This is a genomic window from Stenotrophomonas geniculata ATCC 19374 = JCM 13324 (assembly GCF_001431625.1).
GTDB classification, from domain to species: domain Bacteria; phylum Pseudomonadota; class Gammaproteobacteria; order Xanthomonadales; family Xanthomonadaceae; genus Stenotrophomonas; species Stenotrophomonas geniculata.
Genome location: NZ_LLXT01000082.1, coordinates 58000 through 74244 on the forward strand (window position 1 = coordinate 58000; position 16245 = coordinate 74244).

The following is a 16245-nucleotide window of genomic DNA, read 5'->3' on the forward strand; positions in this document are numbered from 1 at the left end:
AAGGATGCGCAGGATTGTGCTGGCTGTACTGCTGGGAGCGGTTGTGGGTGGGGCATCGGCCGCAGCGCTGGACCTGGATCGCTATCTGCGGCAGGAGTCGTATACCGACATCAAGATTTCGCCGGGGGGCGAGTACATCGCCGCGACGGTTCCGCTGGAGGCGGGAACCGCCTTGGCGATCTATCGCATTGCCGACATGAAGATGGTCGGCAGCTTCCGCCCGCCCCGCAACGATCACGCCCACACCTTCGACTGGGTCAGCAACGAGCGACTGCTGGTGGGCATGGCACAGAAGTTCGGCGTGCTGGACCGGCCGACGCCGACCGGCGAACTGTTCGGTATCAATGCCAACGGCAAGGGCGGCGAGCTGCTGGTGGGTTACCGGGTTGCCGACCAGAGCCTGGGCACCAACATCAAGGTCAAGCCGGCAGGCCTGGTGGCCGCGTACCTCAGCGACGAACTCAAGGATGACGATCGTAACGCACTGGTGACGGTGATCCCGCTGGTCGGCAGTTCGCATGCCCAGGTCGAGCGCATGGATGTGATCACCGGTCGCCGCAACGCGGTGGCACGGGCTCCCATCCCCGATGCGGACTTCACGATCGATGAGCAGGGCGAGGTGCGTTTCGCGCGCGCTGTCGTTACCGATGGCACGCAGAAGCTCTACTACCGCACAGGCAGCAACAGCGACTGGATCCTGCTCAACGATGAATCCCTGAGCAAGCGCATCGAGCTGCCCCTCGGCTTCTCGGCCGACGGTCGCCTGGCGTACCTGCAGGTCGAGCAGGCAGACGGACCCGATGCCATTGTCAGCTGGGACCCCCAGAGCAATGAACGACGCACCGTGCTGCGCGATGAGAGCGCCGACCCGGCGCGCATCATCCGGCGCCCAGGCAGCCGCGTGCCGGTCGGGGCACTGTTCCTTGGCAGTGCGCCGCGAACGGCATTCTTCGATGACGCCTCGAACGAAGCCCGCCTTTATCGCAGCCTCGAAGCGGGCCTGGGCGGAGCGGCCTACATCACCTCCAGCACGCGCGATGGCAGGACGGTGCTGGTGGAAACCTGGTCAGGCAGCAATCCGGGCGATTTCTATCTCTATGACACGGTTGGCAAGAGTGCACGGCACCTGATCAGCCGCAGCGACTGGATCGACCCCGCGCTGGCGGCGGAGGTGCGTCCGATCAGCCTGAAGGCGCGCGATGGGCGTCCGCTGCATGGCTTCCTTACCGTCCCGCACGGCCGCGAGGCCCGTGCGCTGCCGATGGTGGTGGTGCCGCACGGAGGTCCGATCGGTGTTGCCGACGACGGCGCCTATGACGCCGAGGCGCAGATGCTGGCGGCGGCAGGTTACGCGGTATTGCAGGTGAATTTCCGCGGCTCTTCCGGTTATGGCCGGGCCCACATGCAGGCCGCGCGCAAGCAATGGGGACTGTCGATGCAGGATGACGTCACCGATGCCACGCGCTGGGCGATCGAACAGGGCGTGGCCGACAAGAACCGCATCTGCATCTACGGGGCCAGTTACGGTGCCTATGCGGCCATGATGGGGGCGGTGCGCGAGCCGGGCCTCTACCAGTGCGCGGCAGGCTACGTCGGCATCTACGACCTGCCGTTGATGTACGCCCGTGGAGACATCCAGAGTGATGAGTCAGGCCTGGCCTATCTGCGCAACTGGCTGGGATCGCCCAAGGATCTGGCAGAGCGTTCCCCGGTGAATCTGGCCGCGCAGGTGCGGGTGCCGGTATTCCTGGCCGCGGGAGGGCAGGACCAGCGTGCGCCGATCGTGCACAGTGAACGCATGGAAGCTGCGTTGAAGAAGGCCGGCTCGCCGGTGGAAACCCTGTTCGTCAAGAACGAAGGGCATGGTTTCTATTCTCCTGCCAATCAACGCACTTACTACAGCAGGTTGCTGGCCTTCCTCTCGCGCAGCCTGGGGGGACAGGTGGCCGCGCAGGCCACGCCTGCGGAAAAGAGCAGCGCGCCCTGAACAAGCCGGGGGCGGCGGATGATCGATCCGCCGCCCCGGATTTCGCCTGCAGCGGGCTTACTTGACCCCGTGCATCATCTTCTTCAGCAGCGGCGCGGCAATGAAGGCGGCCAGCGCACAGCCCAGGCCGATCCACATCAGCAGCCAGAACAGGTGCGCATAGGCGCCGGCGGCGGCCACCATGTCCAGCGATTCGCCTTCCGGCACCTCGATCGCGGCCAGCTTGCCGAACAGCGCGGCCAGCGTCTCCGAGAATGCGGTGGCCAGGAACCAGGTGCCCATCATCAGGCTCATCACCCGCGGCACGGCCAACTGGGTGACCGCCGACAGGCCGACCGGCGACAGGCACATCTCGCCACTGGCCAGCAGGAAGTAGGCCAGCACCAGCCACCACACACTGGCCATCTCGCCGGTAGCGCCGACCTGCTGTGCGGCCAGTGCCAGCGGCACGAACGACAGCGCGCCGATCACCAGACCCCAGGCCGATTTGACCGGCTTGCCCGGTTCCCAGCCGCGGCGGTCCATCCACGTCCACAGTGCGGCGAAGGCCGGTGCCAGCAGCACCAGGAACAGGCCACCCAGGTAGGTCAGCGAGCCTGCGGTCTGCGGGATCACCAGGCAGTCGCGCACCAGCAGCACCAGCATCAGCACGACGATGGCGGCGAAGAACGTGCGCGGCGCAGCCGAACCCGGGCGCCGTTCGGACAGGCGCGCGCTGACCACGAAGCCCAGCGGTGCCAGCAGCAGCGAGATGATCGACCACGGCAGCGGCGTACCGCCGGTGATCACCAGCGAGGGCACGATGTCCTTGGTCAGCAGGCGGTCGGTGAAGGTCACCCACGAGCCGTAGGACTGCTCGTACATCGTGAAGAACACCAGCGCCATGAAGATCAGCACCATCAGCGCGATCATCTGCTGGCGCTGCACCGGCGTGCACTTGCTGCCGGTGAACCAGGCGAACCAGACCAGCACGCCGCCCAGCACCACCAGCATCAGCATCAGCGCCAGGCTGATTTCACCGCCCAGCGCGAATGCGCCATTGCCGGCGGCCCACATCAGCCACGCCACCGGCAGCACACCGAGCACCGCGCACAGATAGATGAGCCATTCGCGCGGCAGGCCCAGCACCGTCTGCTTCAGTGCCGCCGGTTGCGGCGGTTCGGCATGGCCCTGCAGGTACTTCTGGCCCCACAGGAACATCGCCAGGCCGGCCAGCATGCCGATACCGGCTGCTCCGAAACCGTACTTCCAGCCATAGGCCTCGCCGAGGAAGCCGCACACCAGCGAGGAGAACAGCGCGCCGAGGTTGATGCCGGCGTAGAACAGCGAGAAGCCCGAATCGCGGCGCGGATCGTCCTTGGCGTACAGCTTGCCGACGATGGTGGAGATGTTCGGCTTGAGGAAGCCGACGCCCATGATGATCAGTGCCAGCGACAGGTAGGTCACCGCCAGTGCCGAGGTGTCGCGCACCACTTCGCCGTTCACCCGGTACGCGGCGTGGCCTTCGAAGGCCATGCCAAGGTGGCCGAGCACCAGCAGGATACCGCCGAACAGCACCGCTCGGCGCATGCCCAGCCAGCGGTCGGCCAGCATGCCGCCGAATACCGGGATGCAGTACACCAGGCCGCCGTAGGCACCGAGCAGGTCCAGGCCGGCCTTGTCGCCGAACAGGTGGTATTTGGTCAGGTACAGCAGCAGCAGCGCCTTCATGCCGTAGAAGGAGAAGCGCTCCCACATTTCAGTGAAGAAGCAGACGTAGACGCCCTTGGGATGGCCCAGGAAGTCGTCGGAAGCGATAGCAGTGGAATTCATCGCGGAATTATAGGCCTGTGGCCCGATCCGCTTTCAGTGGATCCACGCCATGCGTGGATTGCCGGATTGGTCTGGGCGATCACAGGTACCGCAACCACGCCAGGTCACGCCTTCGCGCCTTGAACCGCGCGAACGCCCGCGTCGGCGGGTACAGCACCACCGCCAGCGCACAGGCCACCAGCAGCAGGCCGGCCACCGAATCCAGCGCGTACAGGTCACCGTGCGTCGGTCCCCAGATTGCCAGCGCGGCCAGGTACAGCCCCTTCAGCACATACAGGTGCAGCAGGTAGAAGAACATCGGCGCGGCGCCGATATCGGCCAGCGGGCGCAGTGCGCGCGCCAGTGGCGGCCATTCGTACAGGCGCAGCAGCAACAGCCCCACGCCCAGGGTCAACAGCAGGAACTGCAGCGACGGCGGGTACTTGGTGATGTTGAACACGCTCATCCATGTGCGCAGCGTGCTGCTTTGGTAATGCCACGGTGCATCCCCGTACTGGTTGGCGAACCGCAGCAGCGCGAACAGGGCCAGCGCACCGATGCCTGCCCACAGCAGCCATCGCTGGCGCTGCTCTGGCGCGCGCTCGCGACCGAACCACGGCCCCATCAGGTAGCCCAGCGCAATCACCCCGATCCAGGGCAGCAGCGGATAGGACGTGCGCAGGCGCAGCGCACCGGCCTCGATCCAGTCGCGCTGGTGCAGCACTTTCCACAGCACCGGCAGCAGGCCATTGCCCTGCAGCCGTACGCTGTCGAACAGGTTGTGCCCGGCCACCACCGCGACCGCGGCCACCAGCAGGACGGGACGGGGCAGCCACAACAGGCCGCCCAGCGCGATCATGCTCAGGCCGATGGCCCAGATCACCTGCAGGTACAGCGTGTCCGGTGGCAGCTGGAAGGTCCAGGCGAAGTTCACCAGGGTCAGTTCCAGCACGACCAGGAACAGGCCGCGCTTGAGCAGGAGGGCGGACGTGGCCCGGCGCGGATCCGCCTGGCGCTGGCCGTACAGCCAGGCCGACAGACCGGTCAACAGGACGAACACGGGTGCGCACAGGTGGGCCAGCAGACGGCAGGCGAACAGCGCAGGGGAGACCGTCGCCGCGTCCATCGGGTCGCTCACCTGGTGCTGCAGGAAGAAGGTCTCGCGCACGTGGTCCAGCAACATCAACAGCATCACGGTGCCGCGCAGCTGGTCGATGGAGGCCAGGCGAGGGGAGGGGGAAGGGGGCATGCGATGCAGTAACAACAAGGTAGCATTAAGATATAACATATCATTTGCGGTGTGCCCAACCGGACTTTGCCGGGTCGGTCGATTGCCGGTCCACGTACTGGCCCATTGCGCTGCAGCACACGCCCCATCCTTTGGCACGCTGGACTTGATCTGTCCTGAACGCTAGCGTGGCAGGGATTTTTTGCCAGCAGGGGCTTCCATGAACCACGACGCTGCGCCCAAGCAGCTCACCTTCCGCGCAGTGGCCCTGGCCATCGTGCTGGCGGTGGTGCTGTCGGCCGCAAACGCCTACCTCGGTCTGTTCGCAGGCCTGACCATCGCCACCGCCATTCCCGCCGCGGTGATTTCCATGGGCGTGCTGCGCCTGCTGGGCGGTGGCTCCATCCTTGAAAACAACATCGTGCAGACCGGCGCTTCGGCCGGCTCGTCGATCGCCGCCGGTGTGATCTTCACCATTCCGGCGCTGGTGATCATGGGCTACTGGCCGGACTTCAAGTACTGGTGGGTGCTGGGCATCGCCGGCCTTGGCGGCCTGCTGGGTGTGCTGTTCTCGGTGCCGCTGCGCCGTTCGATGATCGTCGAAGACCCGCTTCCGTTCCCGGAAGGCAAGGCCGCGGCCGAAGTGCTCAAGGCCGGTGAGAACCCGGGCCCGGGCCTGAAGATCCTCGGCCTGTCGGCGGTGATCGGTGCCTTCGTCAAGCTGGCCGCGGAAAGCGGCATGCGCCTGATTCCCGATGCCTGGGCCACTTCGGCCTACGTCGGCAGCTCCAAGGTCACCGCCTTCATCGGCACCAACCTGTCGCCGGCACTGCTGGGCGTGGGCTACATCGTCGGCCTCAACGTCGGCATCGTGGTGGTGTCCGGCTCGATCCTGACCTGGCACATCGCCATTCCGATCTACCAGGCGTTCTTCATGAACACCGATCCGGCACTGGCCGCGTCGGTCGCCACCGCTTCGTCCACCGAAGCCGCGTTTGCCATCTGGGGTGCGAAGATGCGCTACCTGGGTGTCGGCGCGATGCTGATCGGTGGTATCTGGACCCTGATCTCGCTGCGCAAGTCGCTGCTCAACGGCGTCAAGAGCGGCTTTGCCGCCGCCCGCAAGAGCGGCGGCCCGGTGCTGGCGCACACCGAGCGCGACCTGCCGATGAAGTGGATGCTGGTGGCCCTGGTGGTCTTCGTGCTGCCGCTGCTGGCCCTGTACCAGGCCATCGTCGGCCAGTGGCACGTGTCGATCCCGATGACCCTCATCATGATCGTCGCCGGCTTCCTGTTCGTGTCGGTCTCGGCCTACCTGGCCGGCCTGATCGGTTCGTCCAACAACCCGGTCTCGGGCATCACCATCTCCACCATCCTGTTCGCCTCGGCCGTGCTGGTGGTGCTGCTGGGCGCCGATGGCCTCAAGCCGGTCGGTGCCGGCGGTGCGCCGCTGGGTGCGGTGGCTGCGATCATGATCGGCGCGGTGGTGTGCTGCGCTGCGGCGGTCGGCGGTGACAACCTGCAGGACCTCAAGGCCGGCTACATCGTCGGCGCCACCCCGTGGAAGCAGCAGTTGATGCTGGGCATCGGTGCGTTCTCGTGCGCACTGATCATGGCCCCGGTGCTGAACCTGCTGGCTACCGCCTACGGCATCGGCGTGAAGTCCGAGCTGCACCCGAACGCGCTGGCTGCACCGCAGGCCAACCTGATGGCCTCGGTGGCCAAGGGCCTGTTCGGTGGCGAACTGCCGTGGACCTTCATCGGCATCGGTGCCGTGGTCGGCGCCGCCATCATCGCCTTCGACAGCTGGCTGAAGTCGCGCAACGCACGCTTCCGCGTGCCGGTGCTGGCCGCCGCCATCGGTATCTACCTGCCGCTGGAACTGATGGTGCCGATCTTCCTCGGTGGCCTGATTGCCCACCTGGTGGAGCGCTTCCACAAGGTGCGCGCCGATGACGAAGAAGGCCGCGACCGCGTGCACAAGCCGGGCGTGCTGTTCGCTGCCGGCCTGATCACCGGCGAGGCGCTGATGGGCATCGCCATCGCGATTCCGATCGTGGTCAGCAGCCGCGCAGACGTGCTGGCCGTGCCGTTCCACCTGCCGGGCGCACAGTGGATCGGCCTGGCCGTGCTGTTCCTGGTCGGCTGGCTGATCTACCGCACTGGCAAGTACGCCAAGGCGTAATGCAGGGGGTCGGATCCCTTCCCGGAGGGAAGGGCTCTGACCCCACGCTGACAGCGTCTGGGGTCAGAGCCGATTCCGCCGGAATCGGATCCGACCCCCGTGTCCCCACAAACCGCGCTACGGCGCGGTTTGCTGTTTCTGGCGATTGCCGCCCACAGGCATGACCGATGGCCTTGGCAGCCCCGGCCGCACGGGCCTAACATCGGTTTTTTGCCGTCCTGCGGAGACCCCGATGAAACTGCGTCATGCCCTGCTGCCACTGAGCCTGCTGGCCGCCCTGCCCAGCGTTGCCGCTGCCCGTGGCCTGGAAGTCCGCGACATGGTGGCCATGGACCGCGTCTCCGCGCCGGTACTGACCGCTGACGGCGGCACCGTGGTGTTCGCCAAGCGCAGCGTCGACGCCAACCTGAAGGCCTCCACCGCGCTGTTCGCACGCAACCTGCGCACCCGCGATGCGGCGCCGCCGAAGCAGATCACCCCGGCTGGCTGGAACGTCAACTCCGCATCGCTGTCGGCCGATGGCCAGACCGTGTACTTCCTCAGCGCCAAGAACGGCAGCCAGCAGCTTTACGCGCAGCCGATCAGCGGCGGTGCTCCGCGCCAGCTGACCGACTTCCCGGTGGACGTGGACAGCTACCACGTGTCGCCGCAGGACGACCGCGTGTTGTTCAGCGCCGGCGTGTTCCAGGCCTGCGCCTCGGATCTGGCGTGCACCGAGAAGAAGCTGAAGGACGTGGCCGGCGCCAAGGCCAGCGGCAAGGTCTTCGATTCGCTGTTCGTGCGCCACTGGGATACCTGGAACGACGGCCGCCGCAATACCCTGTTCGTGGCGCCGCTGCCGTCGGCCAAGGCCGGCGCGGTCAAGGGCGCTTCTGCACTGAGCGCGACCATCGATGGCGACGCGCCGTCCAAGCCGTTCGGTGGCAACGATGATTTCGCGTGGTCGCCGGATGGTGCCAGCGTGGTGGCCAGCATCCGTGTGGCCGGCAAGCAGGAGCCATGGTCGACCAACTTCGACCTGTACCGCTTCGACGCCGCAGGCAAGCAGGCACCGGTCAACCTGACCGCGTCCAACCCGGCCTGGGATGCCGGCCCGGTGTTCAGCGCCGACGGCAAAACCCTGTTCTACCGTGCGATGAAGCGCCCGGGCTTCGAAGCCGATCGCTTTGGCCTGATGGCGATGGACGTTGCCAGCGGCAAGACGCGCGAGATCGCCCCGCAGTGGGATCGTTCGGCTGGCGGCATCGCCCTGTCCGCCGACGGTGCCAGCATCTACACCACTGCCGATGACCTCGGCGAACACCCGCTGTTCCAGATCGACGTGGCCAGCGGCAAGGCCACCAAGCTGATTGGCGATGGCAGCGTTACTGCTGTCGACGTGGCCGGCAACAGCGTGGCCATCACCCGCAACAGCCTGAAGAGCAACGACCAGGTACTGGTCGGCCTGCTGCCGGCCGCGGGCGAAGCCATCGGCGAACTGCGCGCGCTGACCCCGGCTGCTGGCGAGGTGCTGAAGGACGTGACCTTCGGTGACTACGAACAGTTCGAGTTCAAGGGCTGGAACAACGACACCGTGCACGGCTACGTGGTCAAGCCGCACAACTACCAGGAAGGCAAGTCGTACCCGGTCGCGTTCCTGATCCACGGCGGTCCGCAGGGCAGCTTCGGCAACGGCTGGAGCTACCGCTGGAACCCGCAGACCTACGCGGGCCAGGGCTACGCGGTGGTGATGATCGATTTCCACGGTTCCACCGGCTATGGCCAGGCCTTCACCGATGCGATCAGCCAGCACTGGGGCGACCGCCCGCTGGAAGACCTGCAGAAGGGCTGGGACGCGGCGCTGAAGAAGTATTCCTTCCTCAACGGTGACAAGGCCTGTGCGCTGGGCGCGAGCTACGGTGGCTTCATGGTCAACTGGATCGCCGGCAACTGGAACAGCCCGTTCAAGTGCCTGGTCAACCATGACGGCGTGTTCGACCAGCGCATGATGGGCTACGCCACCGAAGAGCTGTGGTTCACCGAGTGGGAGCAGGGCGGTACCCCGTACCAGAAGGCCGCGAACTACGAGAAGTTCAACCCGGTCAACCACGTGGCGGACTGGAAGAAGCCGATCCTGGTCATCCACGGCCAGCAGGACTTCCGCATTCCGGTCGAGCAGGGCCTGGCTGCGTTCACCGCTGCACAGCGCCAGGGCATCGAATCGAAGTTCCTGTACTTCCCGGACGAGAACCACTGGGTGTTGAAGCCGAACAACAGCATCCTGTGGCATGACACCGTCAATGCCTGGCTGAAGCAGCACATCGGCAACTGATGACTGCAGCGCCGCCCTTCGGGGCGGCGCTTTTGTTTTCGACGGTGGGTGCCGATGTTCCCGCCGGTGGGTGCCGACCGTTGGTCGGCACACCTTCGCCAACAGCAGCCGAGCATGGCTCGGCTCTACAAGAGCACCTGCATGATCCAGAACGACATCGTCGTCTTCGGCTTGATCGCCGCCACCCTCGGCGCCGTGTTCTGGACCGCCTCGCGCGAGCAGGGCCTGTGGAAGCGCTTCTACACGTTCGTGCCGGCGCTGCTGCTGTGCTACCTGATTCCCGGCATCTACAACACCGTCGGCCTCATCGATGGCCAGAACACCAAGCTCTACAACCCGATCGCACGCGACATCCTGCTGCCGGCGGCGCTGATCCTGCTGACGCTGGCGGTGGACATCAAGGGCATCCTGCGGCTGGGCCCGAAGCTGGTGCTGATGTACCTGGGCGCATCGGCCAGCATCATGCTCGGCGCGGTGGTGGCCTTCCTGCTGATGCGCGCGGTGCATCCGGAAACCGTGGCCGGCGACACCTGGGCCGGCATGGCCGCGTTGGCGGGCAGCTGGATCGGTGGCGGCGCCAACATGCTGGCGATGCGCGAAGTGTTCGACGTCAACGCCACCACGTTCGGCCAGTTCGCGGTGGTCGACGTGGGTGTCGGCTACGTGTGGATGGCGGCACTGATCTTCCTGGCCGGGCGCGCCGCGAAGATCGATGCACGCAGCGGCGCCGATACCTCGGCCATCGATGAACTGAAGGAGCGCATCGCGCGCTTCCAGGCCGAGCACGAGCGCATTCCCAGCCTTACCGACCTGATGCTGATCGTGGCGGTGGCCTTCGGTGGCGTGGGCCTGTCGCACGCCATCGGCGCGCCGCTGGCGGCGTGGTTCAAGGCCAACGTCAGCTGGGCTTCGCAGTTCAGCCTGGATGCGCCATTCGTGTGGGTGGTGGTGCTGTCGACCTCGCTGGGCCTGAGCCTGAGCTTCACCCGTGCACGTACCCTGGAAGGGGCGGGCGCCTCGCGGCTGGGCTCGCTGCTGCTGTATTTCCTGATCGCCTGCATCGGCATGCAGATGGATCTGCTGGCGCTGCTGGATCGCCCGTGGCTGTTCCTGCTCGGCCTGATCTGGATTGCCGTGCACATCGTGCTGCTGTGGTGCCTGGGCAAGCTGCTGAAGGTGCCGTTCTTCTATTTCGCGATCGGTTCGCAATCGAACATCGGTGGCCCGGCCTCGGCGCCGGTAGTGGCGGCCGCGTTCCATCCGGCGCTGGCGCCGGTGGGCGTGCTGCTGGGCACGATGGGCTATGCGACCGGCACGTACCTGGCCTACATCGTCGGTATTACCCTGCGCGCGCTGGCCGGGCAGGGGTGATCCTGTAGAGCCGAGCCCATGCTCGGCTGCTTCTGGCTTTGCATTCGCGCTCGTGACAGCGAAGAGCAGCCGAGCATGGGCTCGGCTCTGCAGTAGATCCACGCCATGCGTGGATGGCGGTTACGCCGCCTGCAGCAACCCGCGTTCGATCAACCACGCCCGCGCATCCTCGGCGTCCTGTTCAAACCACGCCTTGGTGGATCCCAGCCGATACGTATACCCCCAGGCATCCATGTCGGCCATCAGCCGCGCAGTGCCAACACCCGGTAGCTGCCCGGCCAGCACGATCTGCAGGTAGCAGGTGGCATCTTCCTCGGCCACCGAGTCGGTGGCGTCGGTATGCACCCGCGCACGCCGCTCCGGCGGCAGCACGATCAGGTGGCAGGCTTCGTGCAGCATCGAATGCACGGGAGTGTCGTCGCGCACATACACGTTGCTGGCGATGATGCCGGCCTCGGGCTCGCCCCAGTAGCTGCCGGGAATCGCTTCACCGGCCGCGACGTGGTGCAGCCGCAGGCCATGCGCGGCGAGCAGGCGCTGCGCATCGGCGAAGGCGATGTCGCCCACGCAGGTGATGTCCACGGCGGTTGTCGTATCGGTCATGCGGTTGGGCGCCTCGCCCATGCAGGCACGGGCGGGGCAGGAGATCAGGGTTTGTCCGGGCCTTCAGGCAGCGCCACGGAGATGTCCAGCACGTCGTGCTGGCCATCTTTCACCAGGTCGACCTTCACCGCATCGACGTCGATGTTCACGTACTTCTTGATCACTTCCAGCAGCTCACGCTGCAGCAGCGGCAGGTAATCGGGGCCGCCACGGTTGCTGCGTTCCTGCGCGATGATGATCTGCAGGCGGTTCTTGGCGGTTTCGGCGGTGGTCTTCTTCGCTTTGAGGAAATCAAACAGGCCCATGCTTACCCTCCGAACAGCTTGCTGAAGAAGCCCTTCTTCTCGACGTTGGTGAAGCGCATCGGGCGTTCTTCGCCGAGGATGCGCGCGACGGCGTCGTCGTAGGCCTGGCCGGCAGCGGACTCGACATCCAGGATGACCGGCTCGCCCTTGTTGGAGGCGTTGAGCACGTCACCCGACTCGGGGATCACGCCAATCGCCTTCAGGCCGAGCACTTCCTCGACGTCGGCGATGCTGAGCATCTCGCCACTTTCCACGCGCAGCGGGGTGTAGCGGGTCAGCAGCAGGAAGGCCGGCACGTCCTGGCCGGACTCGGCCTTGTGGGTCTTCGAATCGAGCAGGCCGATGATGCGGTCCGAGTCGCGCACCGACGACACTTCCGGGTTTACCACCACCACGGCGCGGTCGGCGAAGTACATCGCCAGGAAGGCGCCCTTCTCGATGCCGGCCGGGGAATCGCAGATGATGTAATCGAAACCGTCGGCGGCCAGGTCCTTCAGGACCTTGCCCACGCCTTCCTGGGTCAGTGCGTCCTTGTCGCGGGTCTGCGAGGCGGCCAGCACGTACAGGTTCTCGAAGCGCTTGTCCTTGATCAGGGCCTGCTTGAGGGTCGCTTCGCCGTGCACGACGTTGACGAAGTCGTACACCACGCGGCGTTCGCAGCCCATGATCAGGTCGAGGTTGCGCAGGCCGACGTCGAAGTCGATCACCGCCACCTTCTTGCCGCGCCGTGCCAGGCCGCAGGCCAGGCTCGCGCTGGAAGTGGTCTTGCCGACGCCGCCCTTGCCGGAGGTGACTACGATGATTTCAGCCAAAGGACTTCTCCTGGTTCTGCATGAGTTTGGAGCTGCGTCAGTCCAGCGCAGCGATCTTGATCTGGTCCTGTTCCAGCCACACCTGCACGGCTTTGCCGCGCAGGTTGTCCGGGACATCGTCCAGTACCTTGTAGTGGCCTGCAATGGCCACCAGTTCCGCATGGAAATCACGGCAGAAAATGCGTGCCGCGGTGTTGCCCTGGGCCCCTGCCAGCGCGCGGCCGCGCAGGGTGCCGTAGATATGGATGCTGCCGTCGGCGATGACTTCGGCGCCGGCACCGACGGTGGCCATCACGGTCAGGTCGCAGTTCTCAGCGTACAGCTGCTGGCCCGAACGCACGTTGCCCAGCTGCATGCGGCCGGGTTGCGGTGCGGCGGCGTCGGCGACCTTGGCCACCGGCGTGGCCGGCGCCGGCTTCGGTTCGGCACGGGCCGCGCGACGCGGTTCAGGCGCGGACGGCGGCGGAGCCGGCTCGGCCTCGGCACGCTCGTACTGGGCGCGGAATTTGGCCAGCAGGGGCAGCCCGAGCTGCTGCGAGAGCAGGTCGACCGCGCTGGTGCCATAGGCCAACGCCACCGGCAGCACGCCGGCACTGCGCAGGCCATCGACCAGCGCCTGCGCGGTAGCCACGTCCGGCACCTGGCTCAGGCCGCCGAAGTCGAGGATCACCGCCGCGCGGCCGAACAGTTTCGGCGCACGGGTGACGCGTTCACGCATTTCCTGCACAAGGCGCTCGACATCAAGGGTGCGGATGCGCAGGTTGGCGACGCCCACCTGGCCGATCTTCAGTTCACCGGCCTGTTCGTAATCGAAATTCACCGCCACGCTCAGGTCCCCGTCGGCCGCTGTGCCTGTGCCGGCAGCTGCCGGGCACGTGTCCATGCCACATCCGGCAGCTTGCCGCCGTAGGTCTCCTGGACCCACGGGTAGCTGCACAGTTCCTTGGCCAGCATGCTGGCGCGCACATCGACCTGCGGCATGGTGTTCTGGCCCAGCTCGCGGAAGCCGAAGCTGCCGTGGAAGAGCAGGGCGGCATCGGCGCCATGGTCGAGGAAGACTTCGCAGGTCATCTGCGGGTAGCGCAGCTCGGCGAAGCTCTGCGCGTCGGCATAGAACGCACGGCCGACGCCACCGCCACGACGGCGGCTGGCGACCACGATGCGGTCGATATAGAAGAACGGGGTGTCCAGCTGCTGCTTGAACCAGGCGAAGTTGCTGCTGTCGTGCTGGCTGTCGCTGCCGAAGCCGATCAGGAAACCGGCCAGGTTGCCGTCGCGCTCGGCGACGCGGAAATACTCAGCGGTTTCGTAGAACAGGCGCAGGCGGGCCGCATCCAGGGGAAGGATGGCCAGGCCAGCGTTGTTGTTCAAAGCCAGGACGGAATCGAGCTCGTGCTCGCGCACGTCGCGGATGACAATCGACATTGTGACTCCGTGGGGTAACGCGGTTGGTCCGTCAAATTGGACCCTGCGCACGATTATTGCATGCCCGGGGTGGGCTGCGGCATGAACAGGGGGCCGCAGATGCATGACTTCCGTGGGAGTGCGCGACGCAGGCCGGGCCCGTAGAGTGCTGGCATGTTGGGAGTCCTCAGCCATACCCGCGTCCTCCGTCTGGCCGGCCTGTTTACCTGGGTCATGGTCGGCCTGCCACTGGCGTACTCGCAGTTCGAGAACCTGCACAGCCGCAGCGATATGGGCAGCTGGGCGATCCTGCTGTTCGTCGCCTACCTGTCCTTCGGCGCCGCGTACTACTGGCTGACCCGCCTCCTGCGCAGCGACAGCGACAGTCACACCACCTGGCTGGACCGCGGCCTGCTGCTGCTGCTGACGGTTTCGGCGCTCGGCGTCAGCTACCTCAGTGGTTCCGGCCTTGGCAGCATCCTGATGATGGTGGCTGCCGGCGTCATTCCGTGGATGCTGTCGGCGCGCCTGTGCGTGCTGTGGCTGCTGGTCAGCCAGCTGGCGGTGGCCCCGGTCTATTACATGCTGCTGCACTTCCCGCTGTTCGAAGCCGTGATGCAATCGCTGCTGTATGGCGGCTTTTCCATGTTCATCTTCGTGACCAGCCTTGTCGCGCGACAGCAGACCCAGGCCCGCGACGAGCAGCGAAGGCTCAATTCGGAGCTGCGCGCCACCCGCGCCCTGCTGGCCGAAAGCGCCCGGGTCAATGAGCGAACCCGCATTTCGCGTGAGCTGCACGATCTTCTGGGGCATCAGCTGACTGCGCTGACCCTGAACCTGGAAGTGGCCGGCCACCTGGCCGAGGGCCAGGCGCTGGACCATGTGAAGCGCTCGCACGCCCTGGCCAAGCTGTTGCTGGGCAACGTGCGCGAGGTGGTCAGCCAGCTGCGTGAGACCGGCGCCATCGATCTGGCCGCGGCACTGCGCCCGCTGACCGAGAATGTGCCTTCGCTGGACATCCAGCTGGACATCGAGGATCCGCTGAACGTGGAGGACCCGCAGAGGGCCCACGTGCTGCTGCGCTGCACCCAGGAGATCATCACCAACGCGGTGCGCCACGCCGGCGCCCGCCACCTGTGGATCAAGGTGTACCGTGAAGCCCCCGACCGGGTGGTGGTGGAGGCCCGCGACGACGGTGTCGGCGCGGATATGGTCAATGTGGGCAATGGCTTGCGCGGCATGCGCGAGCGCCTGCAACAATGTGGTGGCCAGCTGCAGGTCGAAACCCGCCCCGGTGAAGGCTTCCGGTTGCGGGCGACGGTGCCGGCAACGGTGCTGGCGGCCACCCTTACCAAGGTTCCTGAAGGAGTGCGTTGATGATTCGCGTCTGCCTGGTCGACGACCAAACCCTGGTGCGGCAGGGAATCCGCTCCCTGCTGGCGCTCGACGACGGTATCGAGGTGGTGGCCGAGGTCGGCGATGGCCGGCAGGCGGTCGAGCTGATACCGCAGGTGCGTCCCGACGTGGTGCTGATGGACATGCGCATGCCGGTGATGTCCGGGCTGGAGGCGCTGCAGGTGCTGTCGCGCCAGGAGCAGCTGCCGCCGACCATCATCCTCACCACCTTCGACGACGACCAGCTGGTGCTGGCCGGGCTCAAGGCCGGTGCCAAGGGCTACCTGCTCAAGGACGTGACCCTGGCGCAGCTGGTCGGTGCCATCCGCACCGTGGCCGAAGGCGGTTCGCTGGTGCAGCCGGCCGTGACCCAGCGCCTGCTGTCCGGCCTGGAGCACATGCGCAACGAGTTCGTCAGCCTGGACCGGCCGGACCCGTTGACCGACCGCGAGACCGAGATCCTGCGCCTGATGGCCAGTGGCTTCTCCAACAAGGAGATCGCCAATTCGCTGGGTGTGGCCGAAGGCACCATCAAGAACCACGTGTCCAACATCCTGTCCAAGCTGGGCGTGCGCGACCGTACGCGTGCCGTACTGAAGGCGTTCGAGCTTCAGCTGGTCTGAGGAAAACCTTTTCAGGACAATGACTTGAGGCCCAGGCATGGCCCTCGGGTGGGGTTGCCCCCTACTTCACGGGTATCGGTATGCGGTACCCTTCGAATTCTTTGTCCATACAAATACGCAGCCGGCAGGGAAACCGGTGCGCCAATCCCGATAAACAATGCCCGCGAAGCCTGCTAGGATTGGCGCTTCGCTTCAATCAACCCGGCCGTGGGATCGGCCCCGGAGACTCT

General features: G+C 66.1%; 13 protein-coding genes. 6 read left to right on the forward strand and 7 right to left on the reverse strand.

The genetic code is table 11. From position 1 onward, the window contains the following. The first annotated feature begins 4 nt into the window (after positions 1–4). Positions 5–1987 (forward strand): alpha/beta hydrolase family protein, encoded by a 1983-nt coding sequence (locus ARC63_RS04940; protein WP_057502683.1) that lies wholly within the window; start codon positions 5–7, stop codon positions 1985–1987. Between the two features lie 57 nt (positions 1988–2044). On the opposite strand, the gene ARC63_RS04945 is transcribed toward ARC63_RS04940, so the two are convergent. Both ARC63_RS04945 and ARC63_RS04950 read right to left on the reverse strand, forming a co-directional pair. Beyond that, the gene (locus ARC63_RS04945; RefSeq protein WP_057502684.1) at positions 2045–3799 is read right to left on the reverse strand and encodes a peptide MFS transporter; all 1755 of its coding nucleotides are present in this window, start codon (positions 3797–3799) and stop codon (positions 2045–2047) included. Positions 3800–3878: 79 nt separating this feature from the next. Continuing rightward, positions 3879–5027, reverse strand: a complete 1149-nt coding sequence (locus ARC63_RS04950; RefSeq protein ID WP_057502685.1) for an acetyltransferase domain-containing protein — start codon at positions 5025–5027, stop codon at positions 3879–3881. Between the two features lie 199 nt (positions 5028–5226). On the opposite strand from ARC63_RS04950, the gene ARC63_RS04955 reads away from it, so the two are divergent. From ARC63_RS04955 to ARC63_RS04965, 3 genes are all read left to right on the forward strand, one after another. Next, positions 5227–7191, forward strand: coding sequence for an OPT family oligopeptide transporter (locus ARC63_RS04955; RefSeq protein ID WP_010483387.1), 1965 nt, complete (start codon positions 5227–5229; stop codon positions 7189–7191). A gap of 232 nt (positions 7192–7423) precedes the next feature. Further along, the gene (locus ARC63_RS04960) at positions 7424–9502 is read left to right on the forward strand and encodes an alpha/beta hydrolase family protein (RefSeq protein WP_057502686.1); all 2079 of its coding nucleotides are present in this window, start codon (positions 7424–7426) and stop codon (positions 9500–9502) included. 114 nt (positions 9503–9616) lie between these two features. After that, positions 9617–10873, forward strand: a complete 1257-nt coding sequence (locus ARC63_RS04965) for a DUF819 family protein (RefSeq protein ID WP_049411403.1) — start codon at positions 9617–9619, stop codon at positions 10871–10873. A gap of 120 nt (positions 10874–10993) precedes the next feature. Here the strand turns inward: ARC63_RS04965 and ARC63_RS04970 are convergent, their stop codons facing one another. The 5 genes from ARC63_RS04970 to ARC63_RS04990 are packed head-to-tail and all read right to left on the reverse strand — an operon-like array spanning position 10994 to position 14018. Beyond that, positions 10994–11476, reverse strand: a complete 483-nt coding sequence (locus tag ARC63_RS04970; RefSeq protein ID WP_057502711.1) for a hypothetical protein — start codon at positions 11474–11476, stop codon at positions 10994–10996. Between the two features lie 44 nt (positions 11477–11520). Then, positions 11521–11781 carry a cell division topological specificity factor MinE gene (gene minE / locus ARC63_RS04975; RefSeq protein WP_004148073.1) on the reverse strand — a complete coding sequence of 87 codons (261 nt, stop codon included), beginning with the start codon at positions 11779–11781 and terminating at the stop codon, positions 11521–11523. A gap of 2 nt (positions 11782–11783) precedes the next feature. Continuing rightward, complete coding sequence (minD, locus tag ARC63_RS04980) at positions 11784–12593, reverse strand: septum site-determining protein MinD (protein WP_010483375.1); 810 nt, start codon at positions 12591–12593, stop codon at positions 11784–11786. A 37-nt stretch (positions 12594–12630) separates the two neighbouring features. Beyond that, positions 12631–13476, reverse strand: coding sequence for a septum site-determining protein MinC (minC, locus tag ARC63_RS04985; RefSeq protein WP_049455603.1), 846 nt, complete (start codon positions 13474–13476; stop codon positions 12631–12633). Next, entirely contained in the window at positions 13422–14018 is a 597-nt protein-coding gene (locus ARC63_RS04990) for a GNAT family N-acetyltransferase (RefSeq protein WP_010483371.1), read from the reverse strand. Before ARC63_RS04990 ends, minC begins: the two co-directional genes overlap by 55 nt. Positions 14019–14171: 153 nt before the next feature. On the opposite strand from ARC63_RS04990, the gene ARC63_RS04995 reads away from it, so the two are divergent. Both ARC63_RS04995 and ARC63_RS05000 read left to right on the forward strand, forming a co-directional pair. Next, on the forward strand, positions 14172–15374 hold the full coding sequence (locus ARC63_RS04995; RefSeq protein ID WP_057502687.1) for a sensor histidine kinase: 1203 nt from the start codon (positions 14172–14174) through the stop codon (positions 15372–15374). After that, positions 15374–16015, forward strand: coding sequence for a response regulator (locus ARC63_RS05000; RefSeq protein WP_057502688.1), 642 nt, complete (start codon positions 15374–15376; stop codon positions 16013–16015). Before ARC63_RS04995 ends, ARC63_RS05000 begins: the two co-directional genes overlap by 1 nt. Positions 16016–16245: the final 230 nt, after the last annotated feature.

Bases quoted from the DNA above. Each gene is read 5' to 3' on its own strand.
- ARC63_RS04965 (WP_049411403.1), top strand. From the start codon at position 9,617: ATGGCTCGGCTCTACAAGAGCACCTGCATGATCCAGAACGACATCGTC.
- ARC63_RS04995 (WP_057502687.1), top strand. From the start codon at position 14,172: ATGTTGGGAGTCCTCAGCCATACCCGCGTCCTCCGTCTGGCCGGCCTG.
- ARC63_RS04970 (WP_057502711.1), bottom strand. From the start codon at position 11,476: ATGACCGATACGACAACCGCCGTGGACATCACCTGCGTGGGCGACATC.
- ARC63_RS04990 (WP_010483371.1), bottom strand. From the start codon at position 14,018: ATGTCGATTGTCATCCGCGACGTGCGCGAGCACGAGCTCGATTCCGTC.
- ARC63_RS05000 (WP_057502688.1), top strand. From the start codon at position 15,374: ATGATTCGCGTCTGCCTGGTCGACGACCAAACCCTGGTGCGGCAGGGA.
- ARC63_RS04950 (WP_057502685.1), bottom strand. From the start codon at position 5,027: ATGCCCCCTTCCCCCTCCCCTCGCCTGGCCTCCATCGACCAGCTGCGC.
- ARC63_RS04945 (WP_057502684.1), bottom strand. From the start codon at position 3,799: ATGAATTCCACTGCTATCGCTTCCGACGACTTCCTGGGCCATCCCAAG.
- minC (WP_049455603.1), bottom strand. From the start codon at position 13,476: ATGGACACGTGCCCGGCAGCTGCCGGCACAGGCACAGCGGCCGACGGG.
- ARC63_RS04960 (WP_057502686.1), top strand. From the start codon at position 7,424: ATGAAACTGCGTCATGCCCTGCTGCCACTGAGCCTGCTGGCCGCCCTG.
- minE (WP_004148073.1), bottom strand. From the start codon at position 11,781: ATGGGCCTGTTTGATTTCCTCAAAGCGAAGAAGACCACCGCCGAAACC.
- ARC63_RS04940 (WP_057502683.1), top strand. From the start codon at position 5: ATGCGCAGGATTGTGCTGGCTGTACTGCTGGGAGCGGTTGTGGGTGGG.
- ARC63_RS04955 (WP_010483387.1), top strand. From the start codon at position 5,227: ATGAACCACGACGCTGCGCCCAAGCAGCTCACCTTCCGCGCAGTGGCC.